The 21879-nt window shown below is 47.0% G+C and carries 26 protein-coding genes; 17 read left to right on the top strand and 9 right to left on the bottom strand.

Going from position 1 to position 21879, the window contains the following annotated elements; all coding sequences use genetic code 11:
* Nucleotides 1–33 precede the first annotated feature (33 nt).
* From U2F10_RS03005 to U2F10_RS02995, 3 genes are read right to left on the bottom strand one after another with little or no spacing between them, the layout of a single operon-like run.
* Nucleotides 34–450 carry a hypothetical protein gene (locus U2F10_RS03005; RefSeq protein ID WP_499870659.1) on the bottom strand — a complete coding sequence of 139 codons (417 nt, stop codon included), beginning with the start codon at nucleotides 448–450 and terminating at the stop codon, nucleotides 34–36.
* A gap of 3 nt (nucleotides 451–453) precedes the next feature.
* Nucleotides 454–789 carry a hypothetical protein gene (locus tag U2F10_RS03000; protein ID WP_499870657.1) on the bottom strand — a complete coding sequence of 112 codons (336 nt, stop codon included), beginning with the start codon at nucleotides 787–789 and terminating at the stop codon, nucleotides 454–456.
* 13 nt (nucleotides 790–802) lie between these two features.
* Nucleotides 803–2803, bottom strand: a complete 2001-nt coding sequence (locus U2F10_RS02995; RefSeq protein ID WP_499870655.1) for a hypothetical protein — start codon at nucleotides 2801–2803, stop codon at nucleotides 803–805.
* Between the two features lie 135 nt (nucleotides 2804–2938).
* On the opposite strand from U2F10_RS02995, the gene U2F10_RS02990 reads away from it, so the two are divergent.
* The gene (locus U2F10_RS02990; protein WP_499870654.1) at nucleotides 2939–3238 is read left to right on the top strand and encodes a helix-turn-helix domain-containing protein; all 300 of its coding nucleotides are present in this window, start codon (nucleotides 2939–2941) and stop codon (nucleotides 3236–3238) included.
* Here U2F10_RS02990 and U2F10_RS02985 read toward each other — a convergent pair.
* Together U2F10_RS02985 and U2F10_RS02980 are read right to left on the bottom strand one after the other, a co-directional pair.
* Entirely contained in the window at nucleotides 3227–4159 is a 933-nt protein-coding gene (locus U2F10_RS02985; protein WP_499870652.1) for a hypothetical protein, read from the bottom strand. The two genes, U2F10_RS02990 and U2F10_RS02985, sit on opposite strands and share 12 nt — an antisense overlap.
* The gene (locus U2F10_RS02980; RefSeq protein ID WP_499870650.1) at nucleotides 4137–5462 is read right to left on the bottom strand and encodes a hypothetical protein; all 1326 of its coding nucleotides are present in this window, start codon (nucleotides 5460–5462) and stop codon (nucleotides 4137–4139) included. The genes U2F10_RS02985 and U2F10_RS02980 overlap by 23 nt, the downstream gene beginning before the upstream one ends.
* A gap of 340 nt (nucleotides 5463–5802) precedes the next feature.
* Between U2F10_RS02980 and U2F10_RS02975 the strand changes: the two genes are divergently transcribed.
* The 5 genes from U2F10_RS02975 to U2F10_RS02955 all read left to right on the top strand — a co-directional run bounded on the left by U2F10_RS02975 (nucleotide 5803) and on the right by U2F10_RS02955 (nucleotide 10522).
* On the top strand, nucleotides 5803–6627 hold the full coding sequence (locus U2F10_RS02975; protein WP_499870648.1) for a hypothetical protein: 825 nt from the start codon (nucleotides 5803–5805) through the stop codon (nucleotides 6625–6627).
* 133 nt (nucleotides 6628–6760) lie between these two features.
* A complete protein-coding gene (locus U2F10_RS02970) occupies nucleotides 6761–7084 on the top strand; it encodes a DUF433 domain-containing protein (RefSeq protein ID WP_499870646.1) in 324 nt (107 codons plus the stop codon).
* Nucleotides 7084–7437, top strand: coding sequence for a DUF5615 family PIN-like protein (locus tag U2F10_RS02965; protein WP_499870645.1), 354 nt, complete (start codon nucleotides 7084–7086; stop codon nucleotides 7435–7437). Before U2F10_RS02970 ends, U2F10_RS02965 begins: the two co-directional genes overlap by 1 nt.
* A 527-nt stretch (nucleotides 7438–7964) precedes the next feature.
* Entirely contained in the window at nucleotides 7965–9845 is a 1881-nt protein-coding gene (locus U2F10_RS02960; protein ID WP_499870643.1) for a DEAD/DEAH box helicase, read from the top strand.
* Nucleotides 9830–10522 (top strand): hypothetical protein, encoded by a 693-nt coding sequence (locus U2F10_RS02955; protein ID WP_499870642.1) that lies wholly within the window; start codon nucleotides 9830–9832, stop codon nucleotides 10520–10522. The genes U2F10_RS02960 and U2F10_RS02955 overlap by 16 nt, the downstream gene beginning before the upstream one ends.
* 145 nt (nucleotides 10523–10667) lie before the next feature.
* Here U2F10_RS02955 and U2F10_RS02950 read toward each other — a convergent pair whose 3' ends face one another.
* Nucleotides 10668–11015 carry a hypothetical protein gene (locus tag U2F10_RS02950; RefSeq protein WP_499870640.1) on the bottom strand — a complete coding sequence of 116 codons (348 nt, stop codon included), beginning with the start codon at nucleotides 11013–11015 and terminating at the stop codon, nucleotides 10668–10670.
* 283 nt (nucleotides 11016–11298) lie between these two features.
* Here U2F10_RS02950 and U2F10_RS02945 point away from each other — a divergent pair, with 283 nt between their 5' ends.
* From U2F10_RS02945 to U2F10_RS02935, 3 genes are all read left to right on the top strand, one after another.
* Nucleotides 11299–12195 (top strand): helix-turn-helix transcriptional regulator, encoded by an 897-nt coding sequence (locus U2F10_RS02945; RefSeq protein ID WP_499870638.1) that lies wholly within the window; start codon nucleotides 11299–11301, stop codon nucleotides 12193–12195.
* A 36-nt stretch (nucleotides 12196–12231) separates the two neighbouring features.
* Complete coding sequence (locus tag U2F10_RS02940; protein WP_499870637.1) at nucleotides 12232–13149, top strand: helix-turn-helix domain-containing protein; 918 nt, start codon at nucleotides 12232–12234, stop codon at nucleotides 13147–13149.
* A gap of 362 nt (nucleotides 13150–13511) precedes the next feature.
* Nucleotides 13512–13832: a hypothetical protein gene (locus U2F10_RS02935; protein ID WP_499870635.1), complete on the top strand. Its 321-nt coding sequence runs from the start codon at nucleotides 13512–13514 to the stop codon at nucleotides 13830–13832.
* Nucleotides 13833–14110: 278 nt separating this feature from the next.
* Here U2F10_RS02935 and U2F10_RS02930 read toward each other — a convergent pair whose 3' ends face one another.
* Nucleotides 14111–14278, bottom strand: coding sequence for a hypothetical protein (locus tag U2F10_RS02930; RefSeq protein WP_499870633.1), 168 nt, complete (start codon nucleotides 14276–14278; stop codon nucleotides 14111–14113).
* Nucleotides 14279–14424: 146 nt separating this feature from the next.
* On the opposite strand from U2F10_RS02930, the gene U2F10_RS02925 reads away from it, so the two are divergent.
* The 3 genes from U2F10_RS02925 to U2F10_RS02915 all read left to right on the top strand — a co-directional run bounded on the left by U2F10_RS02925 (nucleotide 14425) and on the right by U2F10_RS02915 (nucleotide 16654).
* On the top strand, nucleotides 14425–15210 hold the full coding sequence (locus U2F10_RS02925; RefSeq protein WP_499870632.1) for a hypothetical protein: 786 nt from the start codon (nucleotides 14425–14427) through the stop codon (nucleotides 15208–15210).
* Nucleotides 15211–15626: 416 nt separating this feature from the next.
* Nucleotides 15627–16088: a tellurite resistance TerB family protein gene (locus U2F10_RS02920; RefSeq protein WP_499870630.1), complete on the top strand. Its 462-nt coding sequence runs from the start codon at nucleotides 15627–15629 to the stop codon at nucleotides 16086–16088.
* Between the two features lie 113 nt (nucleotides 16089–16201).
* A complete protein-coding gene (locus tag U2F10_RS02915; protein WP_499870629.1) occupies nucleotides 16202–16654 on the top strand; it encodes a hypothetical protein in 453 nt (150 codons plus the stop codon).
* Between the two features lie 347 nt (nucleotides 16655–17001).
* Here the strand turns inward: U2F10_RS02915 and U2F10_RS02910 are convergent, their stop codons facing one another.
* Complete coding sequence (locus U2F10_RS02910) at nucleotides 17002–17919, bottom strand: hypothetical protein (RefSeq protein WP_499870627.1); 918 nt, start codon at nucleotides 17917–17919, stop codon at nucleotides 17002–17004.
* A complete protein-coding gene (locus tag U2F10_RS02905; protein ID WP_499870625.1) occupies nucleotides 17912–18139 on the bottom strand; it encodes a helix-turn-helix domain-containing protein in 228 nt (75 codons plus the stop codon). Before U2F10_RS02905 ends, U2F10_RS02910 begins: the two co-directional genes overlap by 8 nt.
* A 238-nt stretch (nucleotides 18140–18377) precedes the next feature.
* On the opposite strand from U2F10_RS02905, the gene U2F10_RS02900 reads away from it, so the two are divergent.
* The 5 genes from U2F10_RS02900 (at nucleotide 18378) to U2F10_RS02880 (ending at nucleotide 21772) form a co-directional block, all read left to right on the top strand.
* The gene (locus tag U2F10_RS02900; protein WP_499870623.1) at nucleotides 18378–18944 is read left to right on the top strand and encodes a hypothetical protein; all 567 of its coding nucleotides are present in this window, start codon (nucleotides 18378–18380) and stop codon (nucleotides 18942–18944) included.
* A 94-nt stretch (nucleotides 18945–19038) separates the two neighbouring features.
* Nucleotides 19039–19320 carry a hypothetical protein gene (locus U2F10_RS02895; RefSeq protein ID WP_499870621.1) on the top strand — a complete coding sequence of 94 codons (282 nt, stop codon included), beginning with the start codon at nucleotides 19039–19041 and terminating at the stop codon, nucleotides 19318–19320.
* Between the two features lie 236 nt (nucleotides 19321–19556).
* Nucleotides 19557–20003 (top strand): hypothetical protein, encoded by a 447-nt coding sequence (locus tag U2F10_RS02890; protein ID WP_499870620.1) that lies wholly within the window; start codon nucleotides 19557–19559, stop codon nucleotides 20001–20003.
* A gap of 119 nt (nucleotides 20004–20122) precedes the next feature.
* Nucleotides 20123–21253 (top strand): hypothetical protein, encoded by a 1131-nt coding sequence (locus U2F10_RS02885; protein WP_499870618.1) that lies wholly within the window; start codon nucleotides 20123–20125, stop codon nucleotides 21251–21253.
* A 102-nt stretch (nucleotides 21254–21355) separates the two neighbouring features.
* Nucleotides 21356–21772: a hypothetical protein gene (locus U2F10_RS02880; RefSeq protein ID WP_499870617.1), complete on the top strand. Its 417-nt coding sequence runs from the start codon at nucleotides 21356–21358 to the stop codon at nucleotides 21770–21772.
* The last annotated feature ends 107 nt before the right edge of the window (nucleotides 21773–21879 follow it).

The raw sequence follows: 21879 nt of genomic DNA, 5'->3' as shown, positions 1-21879 counted from the left end.
GGAGGGGGAGATAGCGAAGAAGAAAAAGAAAGGTTATCGGGAAGTGATGTCGTCGTAGGCACCAGCCCATTTGAGATAAACTGCCAGCTTTCCTGCAGTGAGAGCTGCCGTAGCGATAGTGAGTTGGAGATTGCGCTCTGCGGTGAGTTTGAATGCTGCAGCTTGCTCTTTGGCCACGACGATCCCAGTGACCGATGCGATCGCTGTGGCTGCGAGAAGATCAGTGGTGGTGTTTAGGCCGAGAGCGATCGTGGCCGAGCCTGTTGATGTTGGGTCAGTCAAAACATCGACAATGCACTCGGTAATGATCGCGTTATCCGGGGTCGTCAAGGGCATCGTGATAGTCCCGATCGCACCACCGTGAATGGAGAAGTCGTAGATGTCTCGGGCACAACCGCCAAGATTGTCCGTGACATGGCGTTGAGGAACGTAAACATTCTGTGCTGTCATGGGTTAAGCAGCCTCCGAGGTAGCTAGGGGCGGATGATTGTGAGCATTGGGACAGAAGAGTTCTTGGTCAAGATTCTGCCGAGCCTCCGTCCCGCAAACTGTGCAGACCATTGTTCGTCCTTCGCGCTTGAACTCCGCAGGCCGAAGTTGAACTTCAGATGGTGGTGGTGACGGAGGGGGCGGAGCAGAGACCTTGGGAGTAGGGATAGAAGCTTTATTTTCTTTTTCCCCAGATGAACTGCTAGGCTCGGGTGCTCCTATTTCCTCTGTTAGCGGAGTAGAAACAACTTCTTCCTCAGGTGTGGAAGTGGTGGAGCCGGTAGCTCTCTTTCTAGCCATATCCAATCTTCTCCTACGCTACCGGTTCATCGGCAGTGCGGATCTTATAAACCCGCAGCTCTTGGGGAACTTCAGAGTTATCCCCGTACCCGATCGGGTCGACATCCAAAGGAGCATGACCCTCGTAACAGTGCCAAATAGCACGCTCATTACGTCCGAAGTCAGTTTTCTCGTCGTAAAGAATCTGAACGCCTGCACCTCCGATTCCTCGGCCTGTTGTTGAGCCACCAAATGCGTATCCTTGACGGAAGATGCTATTTTCTGAAGTCCCGTTAGTTTCTTCAGCAACGCCCTCCTTGCCAGGTTGATCGTAGTTAGTGGTCAGGCCGCTGCTCGCGACTCCAAAGGCATTCGTGGACCAAATATGAAATTGTTCATAGTTGCCCATGTACCCTTCAACTTGGATATTTTCACCAGCCGGGTACTGGCTCATCATCATGTTGGTGAGTTCAGCCACATCCTCCTTAGTGGGAGGCTCCCACTCATCTGCGAGGCTCTCCTTAAGCTGCTCCAACTGACGAGGCACAAGCACAATGCCATAGCAACCATCAGGGAGAGGGACAACCCGTAATTCATGAAGCCGGGTGTGCAACTTGCGGAGAAACTTGCGAGTACACTGCCCACCAGAGGTTACTTCAGCCGCTGATGTGACCAGCGTGCCCTCAGCACCATTGTGGTAAAAGACCGCAGTGGTGGGTTTCCACTGTTCCCGGATGATGAGGTCCTCGAAATTGTAGTAATCAAAGAATAAGTCTCGCTCCAGGATCGGCATAAGCGAGATCATCGAGTAGGCTTCCACAAAAGTGGGGATAGCCAAGGGTGGTGCCTCTGGTCGGCCTCGCCCGTATTCTTGGAGCTGTAGCTGAACAAACCCGGTCTGAACTGGGGCATTCGAGCTATCAATCGGGATGTAGGTACCGGACCCTGAGAGTAGGCGCTGAGTGGAATCGGTGAGAATATCTGGATACCGTGCCCGAGGAATATCCACTCGTTCACCCAGTCCACGATCAAACCGATGGATAGTCGTTGCAAATTGCCAGAAGACCAATCCTGGGCGAGCACTCACTCTCATAATCGAAGAGAGCGTGTCCAGGAAACCTGCCGGGATGTTGCCTCCAGTGGTGGCTGCCCGAGCTTGGTCGGGAGTCATGGCAGCTGACCCTCGGAACAGGCCGTTCTTTTTGCCTAACTCCGTGAGTTCATTCATCAGGTTGCGATAACCCTGGGAGTATTTCTTGTTCCAACCATGCTCGATGGCAAAACGGTCCACTCTCGTGGAGTCATACACAGGAATCAGCCCACCCTTCTTAGTAGAGCGATACATGAGCCCCGAGGAGTCCCGCTCTTGCACGTACTCTGCCAACATGCCCGTGAGAACATCTGACTTAGTGGACGTCTGAGTATTTACGTTGGGCATACCAGGGGAGGGGGGAGGCGCATCTTGACCTGACTGGGGTGTAGCAGCCCGGCCCAGTAGGCGGGATAAGTTTTCGACAGCAGTGTTGGCTGCTTGAGATTGCTCAACTTGCTGTTGGGCAGCCGCGAGTTGGGATTCAAGATCACGCGCACGAGCCTGAGATTCGGTGAGCTGTTGTTGAAGCGGAGCAATATTTTGGGAGACAGCTTGATCTACAAGGGTCCGCAAGATGGTTGGGTCAAGCCGATAGGAGGTGACGGGGTCGTCGGCAGATTGTTCTCCAGGTACAGTCGCCCCCTCTTGAGTCTCAGCTGACTGGGTAACAGAAGCAGTAGAAGATTGTTCCTGAGGTACAGTCGGGCTATGCGGGGCAACGGGTAAAGGTGTTTCGACTTCTTGTCCACTAGCGGGGGCAGTAGCGTCTGAATCTGCCGGTGTCGCTGGTGCCCGAGTCTTTACGGAATCTTGCACACGTAGGGATGCTGCAAAGCCTGTGCCTGCCGCTGCTGATTTATTTAAATTAACACCTAACTTGGCTTTATCTTCGTCAGAAACCTTTGTCAGGTCTAAAACTGTTTTGAGCGGGCTCTTCGGCATACCCCTTGCGCTCCAGGAATCTATTCCCACCCACGGTAGCGAGAGAGAGAAGAGAATTTAGAATTCGCCCAGGAAACAGGTGCGAGGCACGTATAATAGGTGCAACTCTCAGCTGTAATTTTGTAAAACGTTCCTGTGAATCTAAAAAAATTGCTGTGCGCCAACTTCAAAAATGCTCTCGAAGAGCAAGAAATATCAACTAGCATGTTAGCTAAGTTGACGGGATGGCACAGAAATTTATGGATTGACCGCACTAACGGAACCACCGATATCAAGGTAGAAGACCTAGTGATTGCTGCCAAGGCAATGAGGATCAGCCCCTACTGGCTGGTGTCACGAGTGATCGAACAGCCCCCGGTGGACGACAGGTATGCGCTAATCCTTCAAGAGCTACAACGGATTAATCGAATTCTAGAGAAGAGATCAGGCGCGTAGGATCGATGCAGCAGGCAGGGCTCCTCGATTGCAATTCGACAGCTCTACAGCCTCGTGGTACTCCCCAGAAAGGATGGCGTAGTCAGCAAACTCCGCATCATCTATCCCGTACATGGATACGAGATAGAACATGAAATTGCTCGGAATCAAGTGAGGGCAAACATAGTCATCGTTCTTGTCCTTCTCGTAGAAGGACACCATTCGGTTCTTTTCGCGTGAGCAATTTGGACAATAAAGGGTGGGCTGACGAAGCATGGAGCCAGTCGAGCAGTCGTTGTAACGGCGACTCAGGATGGCTGCAGCCGTCTCACTATTCTTGGGTACCGCTGCAGCGAGGTAGAGCCAGATATAGCCTTCGTCTTTGATGATTTCGCGGTTGAACTTAGCAAATCCGCCACCATTGAGAATGTCCTTGGTCGTGGATTCCTCGGTTACGAGCTTGGACTCAAAGATAAACGCAGCAGCTTTTTCGCTATCGCCCCAGGCATGATCAAAGATGAGCGGTCTGCCCTTGAAGGTGAGCCCCATACCGATGATTGCGTCCTTGTGCCATCGACGATAATCAAAGTCCACCAGATTATTGGAGGCCGTGTAGGGGACCACTAGCCAGTCGTCAGCAGAAGATCCCCAACCCACCAGTTCGTTGATGGCGCGCATTTGAGAGGCTGCGGGAGTCGTAATCTGGCCCGTCAACTGATCCGACTCAAGATCTTCAGCTTGAAAACGGGTGAGGGGTTGGACAGAGCGTTCTTGCTGATAGAGGTGTTCGAGCTCCTTGATGATATGCGGGGCAAGAGCTTCGAAGAGTTGGGCCTCTTGTCCTTCAAGGGTTGTACCTTTGAAAGCCTTAGTAAGGGACGGTGAGATGGTGCTGAGAGGCGATGTAGTCATGATTTTTCTAGCGAATTCTGCCGTTGACATTAATAAAGGTTTCCTGAGCCTTGGCTTCATCCTCTTCAGTAGAAGTGGAACCCGACCCTTGCTGCTGTCCACCACCCCCACCTGGTTGCAAACCGGGCATTTCCTGAGTAATAAACTTAGGCCATTCCAATCGAACCTTAGGCCGTTCCTGTTTCCAGAAGTTGTAACCCTTATTCAAGGTCACCTCCACTCCAACGGCCCATATGATTTGCTTTGCCAGATACGATCGCACCGTGGAGATGAGTCGACCATAGGCCAATGCGGGTTGCCCCCCGAGTTCCTTCGAAGCTCCTTGTTCTAGACCCAAACCGGGAATCAAAAAGATTGGGCACCCTGGGAGACACATGCGGTACCGAAGCTGAAGATAGTGGTCGATGAGCGGCTTTAGAGTTGGGGTGGCTGCAGCTAGTTTCTCCACCTTGGCTCCATGAGAGAGGTAGAGGTCCGTCACGATCCCCATGGCCCTGGTTTCCTCGTACTCGGCCCGGTAGAGGTTCTTATAGTTGGCTCCCTTATCCTCTGGCATGATATGGAGATTGGGGAGAATGGCCGATGAGCGAGCGGCGTCTACCAGGTCTGCGATCGCATCCTTGATGTCCTGCCATACCTCTATTTGAGAGAGTCCGGGTGGATGTCCATAGCGGCCAGGGCCAGGAGCACGAAAATGGAGAATACGGGCCAGGTCTATGCCCCGCCAAATCCGGTCGGTTGAATCGTTGGGCTCAAATCGCTCTTGCTGACGATAGTTGAGAATGTTTCCATGCTCATCTTCCTCAGTGAAAGTGGAGAAGGACGGCAAATACATAGTCTGAGAGATCGCGTACCCTGAGCCATCTCGCTCAATAGCCAGTTCCATGAACGAATCGCCATAACCCATTATCTGAGCTACGGCTGCTTCAAGGATCTCTCCACCGAGAAGCTCATCTTTGCCGCAGTAACGATTCTGGAGATCCTCTATGATACCTGTGGTGTAGGAATCAAGACCCGTGTTGGGAGCAAGAGACCAGGATTCCACTCCGCCATGCTCATTCTGAAAGGTGTTCTGGGCCAGGAGACGGAGACAAGTGGAGAATTCATAAGACCATGAAGACATTTCCAGCAATGATCTGGAAGCCCCATGATCAAACATGATAGGGCGAAGCGGAATCTCCGGGATGTCAAGCTGCCGAAGATTGCGACGACGAATTTGCCCAGCGGGGAGGATTTGATCCTGAGAGCCGGTTAGTTTACTGGTCCGTCTACGGGGACGACTGCCCCGGACGAGATCGACTAGATTTGAAAGCTGACCCCGGATGGTGGGCATAGAAGGGGGATGCGTGACGATAAAGGAGACAGGCTAGGCTAAGCTAGGCCAGATGAACTCAACTGAGCACAGGTCAAATAAAGTATAGTCTACCTATCTGTAGTCTTAATTTACTAGTGTATGTTTGAAAACTTTTCCGGCCTGAGTTTTGCGATCGGGATGATGGTAGGGGCAATTTTGACTCTAGGTGTTGTGACGGGAGTGACTCTTGGGGTCCTAACAATCAATGTGGCCAGCCAAAGAGAGGAAAGCTAACCCACGCTTCCATCAATAGGATTTTAATTCCCTTGATCTTTCCAGCACTAGCCGCTGTAATGAAATCAGTCACTTACACAGTGCCATGGTCATTGCCTACCGCCCCCAAGCCATCGATACCACCGTAGAAGCTGATCGACACCTATTCAGTCTTCTTTCTCAACGCACCAATGAACAGCGCATGGCCATGACGGTTCGGTATACCCAGGGCGGTTTGGCGATGTCTCTAGGTGGCTTGAAGCAGCGGTTTGGCCATCTTGATAACCAGGCCTTTGCGCATAAAGTGGCCCAAGCCTGGTTAGGTGAGCATTGGCCAGTAGGATTTGAACCCAAAGGAGATCCAATGACCTGGACTCAGGATTCGATTGGGCTAGCTCGTCGGTTACATGCCATATTTACTAGCTTGGGTATCCAGTATTACGTGACCGGTGGTGTGGCATCTACAGCGTATGGCGAGCCTAGGTTCACTATCGACCTGGACTTGGTTATCAATGTATCGGGTGCTGATCTGTATCCATTAGTCGCCGCATTAGAAGCAGACGGTTTTTACGTTCCTGGTGTTGAGGATGCTGTGTCAGGTCAAATGCAGACACTACAGATTACTGACCAAGAAACGATTGAACGGGCTGACCTAGTCATTGCTGGAAATGAAGCCTGGGATATTATCAAGTTCAGCCGTCGCCAGTTGGTTAATGGTGTCTATCTTGCATCGCCTGAGGATGTGATCCTGAATAAGCTTCGTTGGGGACAGCATAGCCAATCTGAGAAGCAATGGCGGGATGTACTGGGGGTCCTGAAGGTTCAGGGTACGAGCTTGGACTTTGACTACTTACAAGAATGGGCCAGCAACTTGGGCTTAGTAGAGGATTTAATGAGAGCCAAAGGCGAGTCAGGGCTGTCAGAGCTGTAGGATTGACGCGATTTGTTAATGGCTGCAGACTTCGGATACGATACAGGCGCGCATCTCACCTGGCACTCTAATGCCACTTTTGATTCTATGTGCTTGATATAATTTGAGAGATGCACTCCTCCAGGCCAATTCTATGACTGCCGTTGCCAATAAGTCATATGTAGAGTTCAAAAACCGAGGGTATTGGATTATTGGTACCCGAATCTCTTTGGATTCTATTGTTTATGCTTTTCGCAAAGGTATGCTTCCCGAGAGCATTGCTCAATCCTATCCGTTGCTTGACTTAGAGAAGGTATACGGAGCAATTACCTTTTATCTAGCTAATCGTTCTGATATCGACGCTTATCTAATCTCCGAGGAAGAAGCGTTTGATTCCATGCCACAGCCGTTGCAGGTGGATGCACCTTCTTTGCATGAAAAACTACTTGCAGCTAAGAATTCAGCGCAGCAGGCATAATGGCAAGCGTTCAATTTCAAGCTGATGCTGATCTCAATCAAGCGATTGTGACCGGGACTATCCGCCGACAGCCCAGTGTGAAGTTTCAAACTGCTACTGAAGCAGACTTAGAAGGATTACGAGATGCGGAAGTATTAGCTCTATCAGCTAGGCAACAGCGCATTTTGGTGACCCATGACCGTAGAACAATGCCGACTGAATTTGCAGAGTTCATCGTCGATAACCAAAGCTCAGGTGTGCTGATCGTCTCAAGGAAGACGGCTTTAGAGACTGTTATTGAAGAACTAATTTTAATTTGGTCAGTAAGCACAGCAGAAGAGTGGATTAACCGAATCGCCAAAATCCCCTTGTGAGGTCGGGTGATAGGGATGAGGAGAGTTCGAAAGAATCTCTTCTCCCCTCCCTTATCCTTGCCACCCAGCATACAGGTTCGCACCAGACACTCCAGCATCACGTCACGGAGCAAAAGCAAACTTCCACCTTTCATGTGGGGTGTGCTGAGTTGTGCGGGTAAAAGTACCCTTAAGGGTACTGTGCTTGGGGGTGGGGTCGTGGTATTCGGGGTGGATTTGGGATGGAAATGGCATTGCATAGGGGCATCCCCTCATTCCCACCTCTAAATCATGCAAAGATCAAAATTTTTTCTGATGTAAACTCAGATTACACAAAAGCATGCTATACTCCAGTCAGCAGTCGCCTACTAAGGGACAACGCGAACGAGCGCCTAACATTTTGCTAACAGATCTTAATGCAAAAAATATTTTGCTGCAAGATTATGGATGTGCTCTGCGTGGTCTTGAACTACCAGAGATTTTTTTTAAGACCGTTTGTTCCTCGGTCTATCGGCGACGCTATTGCACTATAGCAGTTTTTAAGTGTCATGCCCATAGCGTCACTAGTCAAAAATAAGATTCGAGAATTCAAGCCGAAATATAAGCTCAGAGATGGGCAAAATGCAGTTGCAGGATGGATTCTGGACAACCCAAAAGCAGATAAACTCTTTTTGCATTTCCCTACAGGATATGGGAAAACACTGGCCTTTTTGGTCACCTATCTAAGCCTATGCAACACCAATAGGGTGAATAGAGCCCTTATTGTAGTTCCCAGCTCAGAGCAGTTTTCTAGCTATATACGAGACTTAGAGAACGACTGTCACGAAAAGCTAAGGGTTCGCCTGACAGGGGTGTGTCAAGCGAATGAGCTTTACGCCATTAAAGATTGCCAGTCAGGGAAGGCAGAAGTATTTATAACCACGTATCAAGCGCTGCTTAGCCCCAGCAGCTTTGAGCTAGTTAGACGAATGATGAGCTTAGGCCATAACTGGCTTTTAGCGCTAGATGAGGTCCATCGCACCTCTGATATCAATAAGTGGGGGGAGCAGGTTAAAAAGCTTCCTTATGAATTTTGTCTGGGGCTAACCGCAACACCTGAACGGTCTGATCGCGTCAGCTTACCCATCATTGGCAGTCCCGATATTGCCGTTACGTTGAAAGAGGCTCTGGAAGAAGACGCGATTCGCCCAGTCAGGACCCATGTGAGAACCTACTATGTCGATGTTGACTTTGTCGGAGAAGGTGAACCAGAGCGGGTTAGCGAAGATGACGTTGACGAATATGTGGCTAGGCTTGCGTTAGAGGGCAAGAACGTGACTAAGCGTCAGATTTTGGAAGAGGCTCGATATTACGATCAATACGTTTGCCCTCTAATAACAGATGCCGTTAGTCGGCTGAATGCCAAAAATGCCAAACACCCTGAGCAGCATCAGATGCTAGTGTTTGCACTGTCCTGCAAGCATGCTGAGCATCTGTGCAAGGTGATTAACAAAACACATGGTGAAGGATTTGCTGACTGGATTGGAACACAATCAACCATCAATGGCTATACCTATGGGCGACCGGACAAGATAAACAATAAAATTATTGAACAGTATAAGGACAATAAGCTGAAATGCCTGGTCCAAGTATGGAAGGCTGCTGAAGGTTTCAATTGTGTTAGGGCAAGTGTTGCGGTCTTCCTTAACATCATGAATGACACACCCCGAGCATGGCAGGCGTTTGGTAGAGTGCTGCGACGCAATGGAGAGATAATTTCTTTCGGTAGCCCTGGACAGCGTGAAGATATTGCAGATATCTACATAACGTCTAGCAATGGCATGGCAGATATTCTCAAGAGTTTAGACGATTTAGTCTTGGAAGAATACGAAGGGGAAGATGTCGAAGCGAGTGTTGTAACTCCTGACGCATCGGGTGAAAGCAGTGATATAGACCTGCCAGTCATTCACTCGATTCCTGACTTTTTTCTCATAGGTGCACAGATTAAGCAGGATGAAATCTATTGGTCCATCGATGGAGAGAAAGTTTCTCAGACTCAGGTAGTAGAAACCCTAGGCAAAAAGGAGGCTTTCAAAGGCATGAGTCAATCAGATTTGCTTGATATTGCACGTCAAACCATGACGGAAGAATTAGGGCTAACCCCTAGAGTCATGAGCCGAAGTGAGCAGTGCGACCAGGCTCGGAAAAAGTGTAATGAGGTTTGTGGCACTTTGGCGTATAACGCTGTTCGCATTATTTGTCACCCCAATGCATTTGAACCCAGCAAGATAGGACTTCTCAAAAAGAAGATCAACACTCGATGGAAAAGAGCTAGAGGTGCTGTCTCTGAAAGCACGCTCGAAGAATTGGAGATGAAGTACCGGTGGATTCAGGACCTCAACGAAAACATGAAACTGACCGGGGAGGTCGAAAAATGGATGAGACCATAGTCCCTCTGTATCAGTTGCCTGTTAACCAATGGCCAATAGAACGGGTGATTGATGGGAAATATAGGCTCTTTCAAATGCGGGCAGAAGCGGCTGAGAGCGACTGCCGAAAGCTATGCAAGAGTATAGAGGAAGTCAGAACAGACGACTTTTGGAAAAAGCTTGCCGACACCTGGGAGAACTTTTGCCAAGAGTTTTATGGATACCCCGCTCAATGGATTGAATATGTGGCTGAGGGATATAAGAAGCTGGGCAGTCCTGATAGACCTATCAGTGCTAAGGAGTGCTTGGCTGTAGTGGAGGTGGCTGCAAAGGCTGATCCAACACTCGAACGCAAACCTGGAGGCAATAATAATCCTCATGGGCGGAAAGGTAAACCCAAGCCAGAGAATCAACGTAGTCATGACTACGTTGATAAGCAAGAAAGAGGTTCTGAATACCTGGCCCAACGCATCGCCGAGGTCGCCCCAGAGATCCACCAAAAGATGCTAGCAGGCGAATACTCTTCCACCAGGGCGGCTGCGATCGACGCGGGGATTGTGAAGCCTCGACAAACCTTCTCGGTAGGACCGACAACGAAGCCGGATGCGTTTGCAGGGCAGCTGCTTGAGCGGTTGGAGCGCGAGTTTTTGGTAGAGATGGTGGGGCTTTTGAATGAACGGTTGTGGGACGATGGGTAGAGCTGGGGAGCAACTGGAGAAGGGAGAAAGGGTGGGGATATCTTAGATATTCGAAGTTGAGCACCCCTGCAATAGCGTGCCCACCGCTTTTCAGCAGCAGCGGGCTACGATTTCAATTTTACGATTGTATTGCTTATCGCTCAGGCTAACCCCCTAAGAAGATATGCCATTCATTATTTGGAGCGATTGGAGATGATACAATCCCATAAACAGCGATATCATCTAATTCTTCCGTATACCCATACACAAATACAGGGGTGCTGTATTCTTTTCCTTGGAACTCGTAATTGGCGACAAAGCTTGCACCATAAATTACTTTCGAGGTTGGTTCGAGATAACCTATTTCAACGATAAAGTTTGCAGAGTCTTCTAAATTTCTGCTCTCTTCGGGAATTGCTACTTCAGGTACCGGAATATATCCACCACCTATTCTTCTCCCAACTCGGTCGATTAGAGGTTGATTAGGTTCAATTTTCTGAATACAAATTTCCATTGAGCTTAGTTTCCTGTATCAGTTTAAGAATAGATATTCTATTTAAATATGGCTTAAGAGCCGTGCTGATTCAAATTTTACGATAGAAGGTGTTCTTGAGAGTAAATGTTCAGATATCTGAGCGAGCTTTTGACTACCTGGCACATTGAAAGATTGATAAGAAAAAGTACCCTTGGGGGTACTGCGCTTTGGGGTCGGGGTGTGGTATTTGGGGAGGGTGGGGGTGGAACTAAGAAGGAAAATTTGAGGGCGATAGTTTTAGGCAATATAGGGGGCTCTAGCGATGAGATCTCATAGTCATAACTCGACAGGTGTTTCAACTGTTGAAGATTTTTTCCCAGTAGGCTTTCCTGAACCAAACATTCAGAAGAATCTATGGGAGGTTGGTGTAGAGATTCTCAACCTTCCACAAGGAGAAGTTCCCCAAGAAGTTACATTAAACAATCACACAATTGGCATTAATATTGGACCGGGTCACAAGATTGAGCAAACGATTGATGGTCGTTACTTGACAGATACTATATTGCCTGGATGCGTCGGTATTTTCCCATATCAGCTGCCAATGTGGAGCCGTTGGGATAGAGATGTGAAACATTTATATATTCACTTAGAACCAACGTTATTATCTCGACATTCGCAAGAACTATTTGATGACGATAACGTTGAACTAGTCCCATCAATGACTGCTAATAAAGATTTACTGATTCAGCATCTGAGTATAGCAATAAAGAACGAAATAGCTCATAGCAGAAACAAAAATGGGACACGAGTTTATGTGCAATCCATGGCAGATGCATTATCAGTACATCTATTACAGAATTATTCGGCGAGAACCAAATCTGTTGTCTCTTACCCAGGTGGTCTATCACCGCAAAACTTAAAATTGGTGAAGGACTATATAAATGACAGCTTGTCTCACGAACTCTGTTTGGATGAGCTTGCCAAACTGACAGGGCTTAGCCGCTACCACTTCTCTCGTGCATTCAAACAATCAATGGGAATTACTCCTCATCAATATATTATTCAACAAAGAGTGGAGTGTGCAAAACAACTACTGCTGGAAGGCAGAATGACGATTGCTGATATCGCACTCGCCTGCGGTTTTACTCATCAAAGCCATCTTAACCGCCACTTCAAGTGTTTGACTGGCGTGACCCCTAAGAAATTTGTGAATTCATAACAGGTTTGTGCTAAATAGCTCTAGGGGCCTCTAAAAATGGAACCTGATAACAAAGACATCACTATCATTTCACATAATAAGGATATAGCGATTACTCCAAAAGTTGAAGAATCTTCTCCAGAGTCAACAATGCTATCAAGCTGCCAAGCAAGTGGCGAGAGTATTGGTGTAGAAATTCTAAATCTGCCACAAGGAGAAGTTCATCAGGAAATTATTCTAGATAATTACACCATTGGAATTAATCTTGGACAGAGCCATCATATTGAGCAGATTACCGATGGAAAGTATGAGGAAGCGCAAATATTTACCGGAGGTATTGGTATTTTCCCATTTCAGTTACCCATGTGGAGCTGCTGGGATAAGGAACTGCATCACCTGTACCTTCATTTAGATCCAACGTTGTTATCTGGTCATTCGCAAGCACTATTTGACAACGATAGGTTTGAACTGATTTACTCAGTTGCTTCCATTGAAGATTTACTCATTCAACAAATTGGCCTGGCAATTAAAAATGAACTGATGCATAACAGAACTGGCAGTCGGATCTATGTGCAATCTATGACAGACGCATTAGCGGTTCATCTGCTACAGAACTATTCAACACAGGCCAAACCGGTCAAACCTTACTCAGGTGGTTTGTCTCCTCATAAGTTAAAGCGGGTTAAAGAACTCATACATGATAACCTGGAGCGAGAGCTTAGCTTAGACAAATTGGCCGAGGTGGCGAGACTCAGCCGCTATCACTTTGCGCGTGCGTTTAAGCAATCAATGGGAATTACTCCGCATCAATATGTTATTCAGCAACGAGTGGAGCGCGCAAAACAACTATTGTTAGAGGGTAGAATGACGATTGCTGATATTGCGATTTCTTGTGGCTTTACACATCAAAGCCATCTTAACCGTCATTTCAAAGGGTTAACTGGTGTGACGCCTAAGAAGTTTCTCAAGTCATAGCAATTTTGTGCAAAAACAGCACTCGTGTGCAAGACCTAGAGTGTTTTCATGGGATAGAAAGAATGCACTGATGAAGAGAGTTATCATTCTCTGCTGAAGTGGTCGGTAGCATAGTTATTAAGCTGATGCTGTTAGTCCCATAACGCTACTATTAGACTTCAATGAGGATAATAAGATGTTTTCATTATGTTGGTCTAAGTAGCTCATCCTGCGAGTAGAATGCACGCGAGGATTTTCACCCATTTCGTCGAAAGGGTCAAATACGCCAGGTCAATTTCGTACGGCGCACAGAAATGTTTAGGCAGACTAATATCGCTGGGTATGCTTAAACTGCACAAACATCAGCGATGGAGGATAACTATATGACAAAGCAATTTCTATCAACTACAATCGAGACCTTGGGGAACAAACAGGCTGGGGAGGTTTCTACGACAAGCTTCACCTTGGAAGCCATAACTGTTGAATTCGCACCTGGAACCGGTGGTTTTGGATCACCGTATGTTCACGCCACTATACAAGGGGAAAACCCTCCTCACTTTATTCTCACTGGCGCAACACCGGAAACCGCGATTGCCGTAGCACAGTTCTTTGATGATAAAAGGCCTGTTCGAATTGGTATTACTGACCGACACACTAGGCGCGGTCACCAAGTAGCTAAGATTATCTCCGTTCATTTGACTTGATCGAATGACGAAAAAGCAAATGAACAGCCACGCTATCGACAGCGCGGCTGTTCTTCTAGCATCGAAGTGTTGACACAGCCACTCTGCTGACTCTCAAGAGACGAGCAGGGTGGCTGTGTCAACCATAGCCTGAGTAATTCCTAACCCCCTATTTCTAAGCAGTTACATTAAGGTTAAGAAAAAGTCATATGTCTAACTGTAGGAATCAGAGTTGATTTCTAAGCTAAGTATATCTATTTCAGATAGAAAAATTACTAATCGAAAAAATAAATGCCATATTAGAACCAATCTTCCCGAGAAATCGATATGTTGGAATGGTTGGCAGCCTCAACGGGGATAGAGCTGGGCAAGTTCGTGCTTGAGCAAGTTCTCGACTTGAGCAAGCCTTCGAGCATTTCATCGATTAGCGCATCAGCTCGATTGGGTTCTTTTTTCTTGCGTGCCATAGGACGGTCTCCTGATGTACGTTGATTTCAGACCGCTTACACAAAATTCTGGACAGTCTCGTATAAGCAACAAAATCACGAGGTCCTTATATTGCAACAAGTCTAATCCTGGGCATCTTAACAATAGTTGTTGTTTGGAGTCCAATATGAAATGTTTCCTTCATCCCATCTTAGGTCCCATTTTGGTAGGCTTACCGCTACTTTATCTTTCAGCTGCCAGAGCTAGTCAGAATAAATCCCGTCAGGACCCCACGGCTCAAGTTACTACATCCCAGAAAGAACTTGCTGTTGAACCCAATACTGACATCTACCGATATCACGGGCTTGAGCCCGCAGAAGGAAAAGAAGCCTCAAACGGAATCTATCAAGACTTTTCTTTAGAAACTGCTACCGTTGGAAAACTCTGGGCTGACCCAGATGCAAAAAATCATGAAGGGGAGGATTTCAGCTGGGTTCAGGCTTATGTAAACCGAGATCAGGCCTCACCTCACCTCACCGTAGATTTTGCTCGCCATGGCTATGGCACTAGTGTGAGCATTGTGCCTAAAAACCGCGTTCCTGAAAAGATCCCTGGAACCGCTCGGCTTACTTTCGAAGCACGTTCCTCAGGTTCTGTTTGTTTAGGAATACGTTTTATGGACCGTGATGGTGAAATTTGGGTCTATGGTACAGCCCCTTTAAACTACAAAAGATTATGCGTTGAGCCTGGTGAGCAATGGACTAAATTTACTGTCCCTCTAACCTCCAATCATCCTGATTGGTTTAAGTTTAAGCACAGCGGCAATGTTGATCTGGGAAATCAAGTCATGGAAGCAAGTTTAATGGCTGGGCTTGAGTTTGAGCTGGGATTGGCAGGTGAATATTACTTCTCACCAGGTCCAGCGTCATTCGATCTGCGTGACATTAACGTTGAAAAAGCCAGAGAGCTTTAGAGTTGACTGCTTTTTATCATCCCTTCCACGGAATTTCCCATTAGGGTAGCTATTGAGCCAAAATAATAAAAATAATGGGTAGTACGTTGAGGGTAATTAAGCAGGGACTTTTTAGATAATTGAGAGCAATCCATCGATGGAAGCTTACCTCGCCCCTCCCACATACATCTAGTACCCCCTGTTGAACAGAAGGGGGTAGAGGTGCTGTTAAATGTAAACGTCACCTTCACGAATCCTTAAATATTGCCTGACTGTAAAATCCACCACATACTCAACCATACCCGAGCATAGGCTCAATATCGCACGTTAATACTACACCCTAACAATGGAATGAGTGTGAAAAACCTGTACAGCTCAGGGGTTTTAATCGGTCGGCTAACAGGTTCGTTGAAGGGTGGATTTTACCGCATTGAACAATGGCACTATTTAACGAAACATTGCTTCAAGATTTGAACCTTGGTCGATCTTCTGAACTGTCTGGACTGAGTCCCGCCGAAGGAGTAGTTGCCTTCCTTCTTGCGGCTGTAATGGCTGACGACGTAATCTCCAATGAAGAAACTGAGCTGGTCGGAAGTGCTGTCAAACGCATGAAACTATTTCAAAGCTACGCTGCGGATGTAGTGAGAAGAATCTTTATAAAAGTTGGCCAAGATTATGACCAATATGGGTTTAAGTCAGTTATTTATGCAGCTAAAGAAGCTATCCCATTTGAACTAAAAGAGACGGTCTTCGCGATCTCAACAGATCTAGTACTAGCAGATGGGATTCTAAGTGAAGAGGAAATTACGATTTTAACGATGATGCATCGGGTCTTGGAAATCCCTGAATCTACAGCACAGTTGATTATTAAAGTAATGGCGATTAAAAATCGAGGTTAAGCAGAATTCAGGGAAGTCGCTGTTTTGTTGACGCTAACAAAACAGGATTTTTCAAGGGTTTAATTAGGGTTTAGTTTCTATTCAAAGTAAATTCTAGAAATGGAAGTCTGATTATGAAAAGTAGATTATTTGCTGGAGCGGTTGCGATCGCGTGTGGTTTGGCTCTACCTTCGACTGCAGTGGCTCAAATTGAAGGGCCTCGAATATCCGGTGAAATAATAATAATAGATGTTTACTATGGACGCCTCGGAGAACCTTGTAATCCGCAACGAAGCGGCTACCAGGACATAATGCAAGGCTTCAATATAACCGTTCGAAATGGTAATGGCAACGTTATATCCGTGGTGCCAGTGCCACAAGGTGTGAATGACGGCACATATACAGATGCAGAAGACGACAGTGTTGAGAGTCTCGTTACTTGTAAAGTAATAATCCCTGAAACAGCGCTACCGCAGTCTGATTTTTATGTGTTCGACCTTGGTAGGCGAGGTGAAATAGTGAAATCTTACCAACAAATGGTAGAAGATAATTGGGAACTAATATTGAGCATAGGAGGGAGTAGATAAAGAGAGAATAACGAGAGCTGCACACCAGTAACCATAAATTCGTGTGAATCAAGCTCCACCATAAGCAAAAAAGCACGTCCTTATTATAGGACGTGCTTTTTTGCCGTAAATACGGAAGCCAAAAATAATGAGAGGGGTAGGGTGCCAATCACCGGGTAATCCATCGACGGAAGCTCACCCCGCCACACTTACAAACACCTAGTATCATTTAATCAGAGGGGGTGGGAGGTACTACTTACTGCCCTTAGCTTTGACTCCACTTCTACATAGAAAGCCTCCTAGGAATTACCTTATATTCCTAGGAGGCTTTCTGTTTTACTAGCAGCCACTAGCAGCCACTAGCACCGCTAAGCAGCTAACGGGTTCTTAAACAGCTCTAGCACTCGCTCATTCCACTTGAGGTGTTGGTACTGTGTCGGGTTATCGCCCTTATGCTCCTCAATGGTGAGGATAGAATATTCCTTGCCTTCTTCGGTGGGCAGCCATGCTGATTTGCCTGCCGAATAATCGCGGTTCTTTTTCTGTAGTCCATGGATCTTCAAACGATTATTCATAGCTTTAGCGCTGATACCAAGACGCTTACCGAGGGCAGTGGGCGTGAGATACACGTCACTACCATCATCATTCTTGCAACGCTCAGGATAAGCAACCGAATAAAGCTTAGCTCTGATAGGTTCTAGCCCTGTCTTAAGCTCTGGGATACAGGTCTGAGTAGCACTAACCGCTAGAGTGCGTTTTAAGATCGCATCATGCTCTGGAGATTTGCCGAGGGTAACACCATCAAGACTGGTGATGGCGAGTTTTAAGAATTGGTGCCCCCGTTGGATAGATTCGCTAGAGATGAGAGATGGTGAAGGGGAAGGGTGAGGAGACGAGCTAGATGAAAAAGGATTATCGTCTATGGGTCGACGATCTTTTATTTCATCTATGAGAGATTGATCGCCTTTCATATAGCGGGTTACTAATTGCGCTGCTTCTTCACGATATCTCTTACCCATTGCACCTGGGAGAAGGGCAAGGATATAGAGCCATCCTCGAAAGTCGGTGACAGGTGTTTCTCGTTGACCTTGACCGGGGAATTTAAAGTTGTCGGTTTTTCCGACAACTTCTGGATGCGTTGATACTATACGCTTCCAGACGTCACGAGGATTCCCTTTTCCAGTTGCTCCGATCATATCGTAAACACTGGAACGTCCATCTTCAGTACATCGGATATTTGCGTTGAGTTCGGGGATAAACATTAGTGATGATGATGATTTAGTCATTTTCTTTCTCCTTTGTGTTTTTGGTTATCCAATTAGACTGGGCTTCTTTAAGCTCGTCGAGTGTGCAAGAAAGGATTTCCATTAAATTTGCCATCTCTATGGGCATAAGCTTCGGAAATGTGCGCTCTTGGTCCCATTTAGATATAGAAGATACTGTTAACCCTAATTTCCGTGCCAACTCTTCTTGAGTCAAATTAGCTCTTTCTCTGAGTTGTCGCATAGTAGTTTTTCTCTCTACCATCGGTACCCTAACTATAACTTTATTGCTAGCAACATAGTATCAGACCTGCTTATCCTGATCAAAGTTTGGGATAAGCACAATATATCAGTTTATTGCTAGCTTATTATTGACACTACTAACAAAATTTTGCTAGTTTAAGGCATAAGCAAAGGCCAAGGGAGCTTCCACCTTCCCAAGGCCCTCTAACCAAACCCTTACATAACAAGGATTTGACCTGATGACAACTCTAACACTTACCGTTTGCGATCGCTTTACCCTTCCTCCTGCTCAACCCTCCAAGCAGTCCCTTCCTCCTTCCCCTTCTCCTGCTCAACCTTCCTCTACCCTCCCGCATTCCCCCGCCCACCCCTTTCGTTCCCGTACTCGTCGCCCAGATCGCATCTACCCAGTACACCCTTACGAGTACGCTACGAGCGCGACACCTTCCAATCTTCCGCCCAGACTCCACATCGTTAGGCAGTCCTTAGGCTATCGTGCCTACTTTGATCCGCTTCTACAGGCAGACCCAACCTCTACAGACGCCACGAATACCGACCAGCAGCCTAGCTCTACCTACTACAGCGATTATCACCCTACTGCCGAACTCGCCCTAGCAGCCCATCTGCCTGAATACATCGAAGATCTAGTCGCATACGACGCATTCCAGACCCTTCTAGCCCTTTCCCAAAAGTACGATGGTCAAGCGGTGATTGATGCGTTTGAACGGCTCAAGCAGGTCAACCCTGACGAGGATTACTATCTGGATGCAGAACTTGGCAAAGTGCCGCCGATCTCTGAACTGTAGATCGATTTTGCCTACTTCCTCACCTATTCGCTTCACCCGCTTTCACCTATCCGCTTTCTCCTCATTCCCTAGCCTCTCAATTCTCTTCACTATCATGGCTTCCCCTACACCTATCCCCTCAACGCCTTCCACTCCTAGCATCACTATTCCTGTCTCAGCCAATCCTAATCAGTCTCAGGCTCAACTTCAATCCTTTCTAATGGCCCTGGTTCATAGCTATGGACTAACCAACGTCTTAGAGTCCTTATCCAATGGAATGTTTAGCCATTTTGAGGAGACTTTAGAGGAATCTGAGATCTCTACCCCAATCCTAGAAGCCCTAGGCACTGCCCACACAGTCTCAAAGTTCGTCCTTAAGAAACCCTCTGATAGCTAACAGGTGAAGAAAAGTAGCCCAAGCATACATTCAAGATTACTTTTCTTCATTCCTTCTTTACAGATCAGGGTTGCGATCGCTCAACGAGATAAGTAACATAATAAATGTAAGTCAAGCATACAATTTAGATTACAGTTTGGACCGCGCTCCTGATTTACGCTCACAGTCTACAGGACTCTACTACTCGCTTCATTCCACTTCTTTCACTCTTTAACCCTTCACCCCCTTTACCTGTCATGCAGACCACAATCACCCTAGATGACACTCTTCAAGAATGCGTTGATGGTGCGATCGAAGAGACCAAACAGGCCCTTTTAGACTATCTCGAAGAGCATCCAGATCTAGACCCTGATACCGATGAAACCCCTTGTTTGTCTAATGATCTAGATTACGATGGGCGTATTCACGAAATCGTTGATAGTGCAGTACCTATCTACACGCAAGAGATTAAAACGGCTTGGTTCCTCCATGGTGACGAGCTAGAGGAAGCCTATGAGAACGCGGGTGTGGGCGAGAATCCTCGCGATAACAACGGAATGGTAGCGATCTACTTCTATATCCACGAAAAAGTTGCTGAGTGGTATGAAGAGAACGCTGATGAGATCTTCGAAAGTTGGTTTGAAGAGCGTCAAGCTTTACTCGATGAAGAAGATGAAGAAGATGACCTAGAAGAAGATTCCTAACCCTCAACCCTTCACCTCAGAAAAATTTTTACCTCAGAGTGCATGTCTAGACCACATAAAAGTTTACTTTTCACCCCCACCCCTTCCTGTTTATCCCCTACCCCATACCCATCATCATCATGATTACCTCTCTTGACTTCCTCACCGTCTGTTTTCCTGACGACTTTCAAGGTGATTCCCGAACCGTGCTAGCCGTGAGTCTATGGCCAGGAATGACCTATGGAGAACTAAAAGACGAAATTGAATGCACGTCTAACGCAGCTGACTACGGGATCGACGACTGGACAGGATGGGAAACCGCACTAGATGATTTTTTTGAAAGTGCCAATCCGAATAGTCTACTGTCAGACGTAAAAGATTTTGAGTTCTCAGACAACCATGCCCCTTATGCCTACTTTGCGATCAATCAGCAAACTGCCCCGTTGTTAGAAGCTCAACTGCAACTGCTAGATGAGATCGTTACACATGACATGAGAGTTTGCTGTGTGGATGCAGAGAAACTTGTGGATGTGGGAGCGCTAGAATTGCCCGACCTTGATGAAAATGAGTGGGCTGAACATATACCCACTGAAGCTTACGACTCCGAAGGCGATTATATCTCTTACAGGGATCTAGAGATCCGCGATAATCCTAATCTCAACCGTTGCTACTCCCATCAGATACCCGTGCTTGAGCTTGTGGGTTATTCAGACTACTCGGGTAGCCTTCGCGATCAATCCAACTATGAAGTCTTCAAAGACTTCCTGATCGAGAATAATCTTCCTTATTGGCAAGCTAATGGTGGCCATGGCACAGTTGCTCTAATCGTTAATTGGGTAGCACTCCAGAATGAAGAACTCGTAGAAATGATAGCGAGCTTAGATGGCTATCCTATCCTTGATGAGGATCACTGGCTCACCCTTGAGTCAGAAGCATTTGACGATCAAATCCAGCACTACTCTCATGACCTAGAGAGAGGGTTTGAAAAATGGTTTGAGATCGAAGATCTCGATGAGTACGTAGAAAAATTCTATCCCTTAGCCTACGAGCGTGGGGGTTATGCGACTGAGATCTTTATCGATTTCGATTGCGAATACAACGGTGGGAATCCTTATCACCACTTTGAAACCGGTGGTCAGATGTATCTGGATACTAAGCGATTCTTCAATGAGATAGACAAGGAAACGTTTGATGCAATCCTACATGAGATCAATGAGGAAGAACGCGAGATCCAGGCTGAGAAGAGCCAATTAAAGCTTGAGATCTCTTAAGAGCTGGGTGTGTCTACTCTTGCCAGAAAAAAAAACTCCATCCTGACCCTTTAATTCACTATCCCTACCCTCATCATCCTGACCATGCAAAACGTAATCCCCTTGACCCCTACTAAACGCGTTTCCCCGGCTCCTTCCGCCTCTACTCCTGGACATCGACCAAAAACCTCACTCATCCACCCCGACGACACAGACTACTTCCACAAGCTTGCGATCGCACACATTGAGAACAACCTTTCCCCTGTCGATATTCGGCTCAGCTGGCAAAAAGAAGCTGATTACTACTACTCCAGAATTCCTACCACTAAGGGCTCAGACCTTTGCATCCTGATAAATCCGATGAGTGCTAGGGATGGCAGGATGGAAATCTTTTGCAGGTTTGAGAGTGTGGATCTGGTGAGATGGCCTCATGGTCCCTACAACAGGGTTTCTGGAAAATATAACTTTCATAGTGAAGCGAACGACCCCGAGCAGGCGCTAGAGGAGTTTAAGGAACATCTGAGCCCATTGGTAGATTGATGGCGAGATAGCAGGCTCAGCCGTAGCTGCCCCAGCCCCAGAAAAAATTTTACTTGCTGCTGTAAGCTTAGATTACGCATAAAATTACAGTTTAGGGTGCCCCACCT

The organism is Leptothoe sp. EHU-05/26/07-4, from assembly GCF_043421015.1.
Taxonomy (GTDB): Bacteria; Cyanobacteriota; Cyanobacteriia; order Phormidesmidales; family Phormidesmidaceae; genus Leptothoe; species Leptothoe turfae.
Note: the sequence above shows the minus strand (reverse complement) of the source record. Positions and strands in the feature narration are given on the sequence as shown.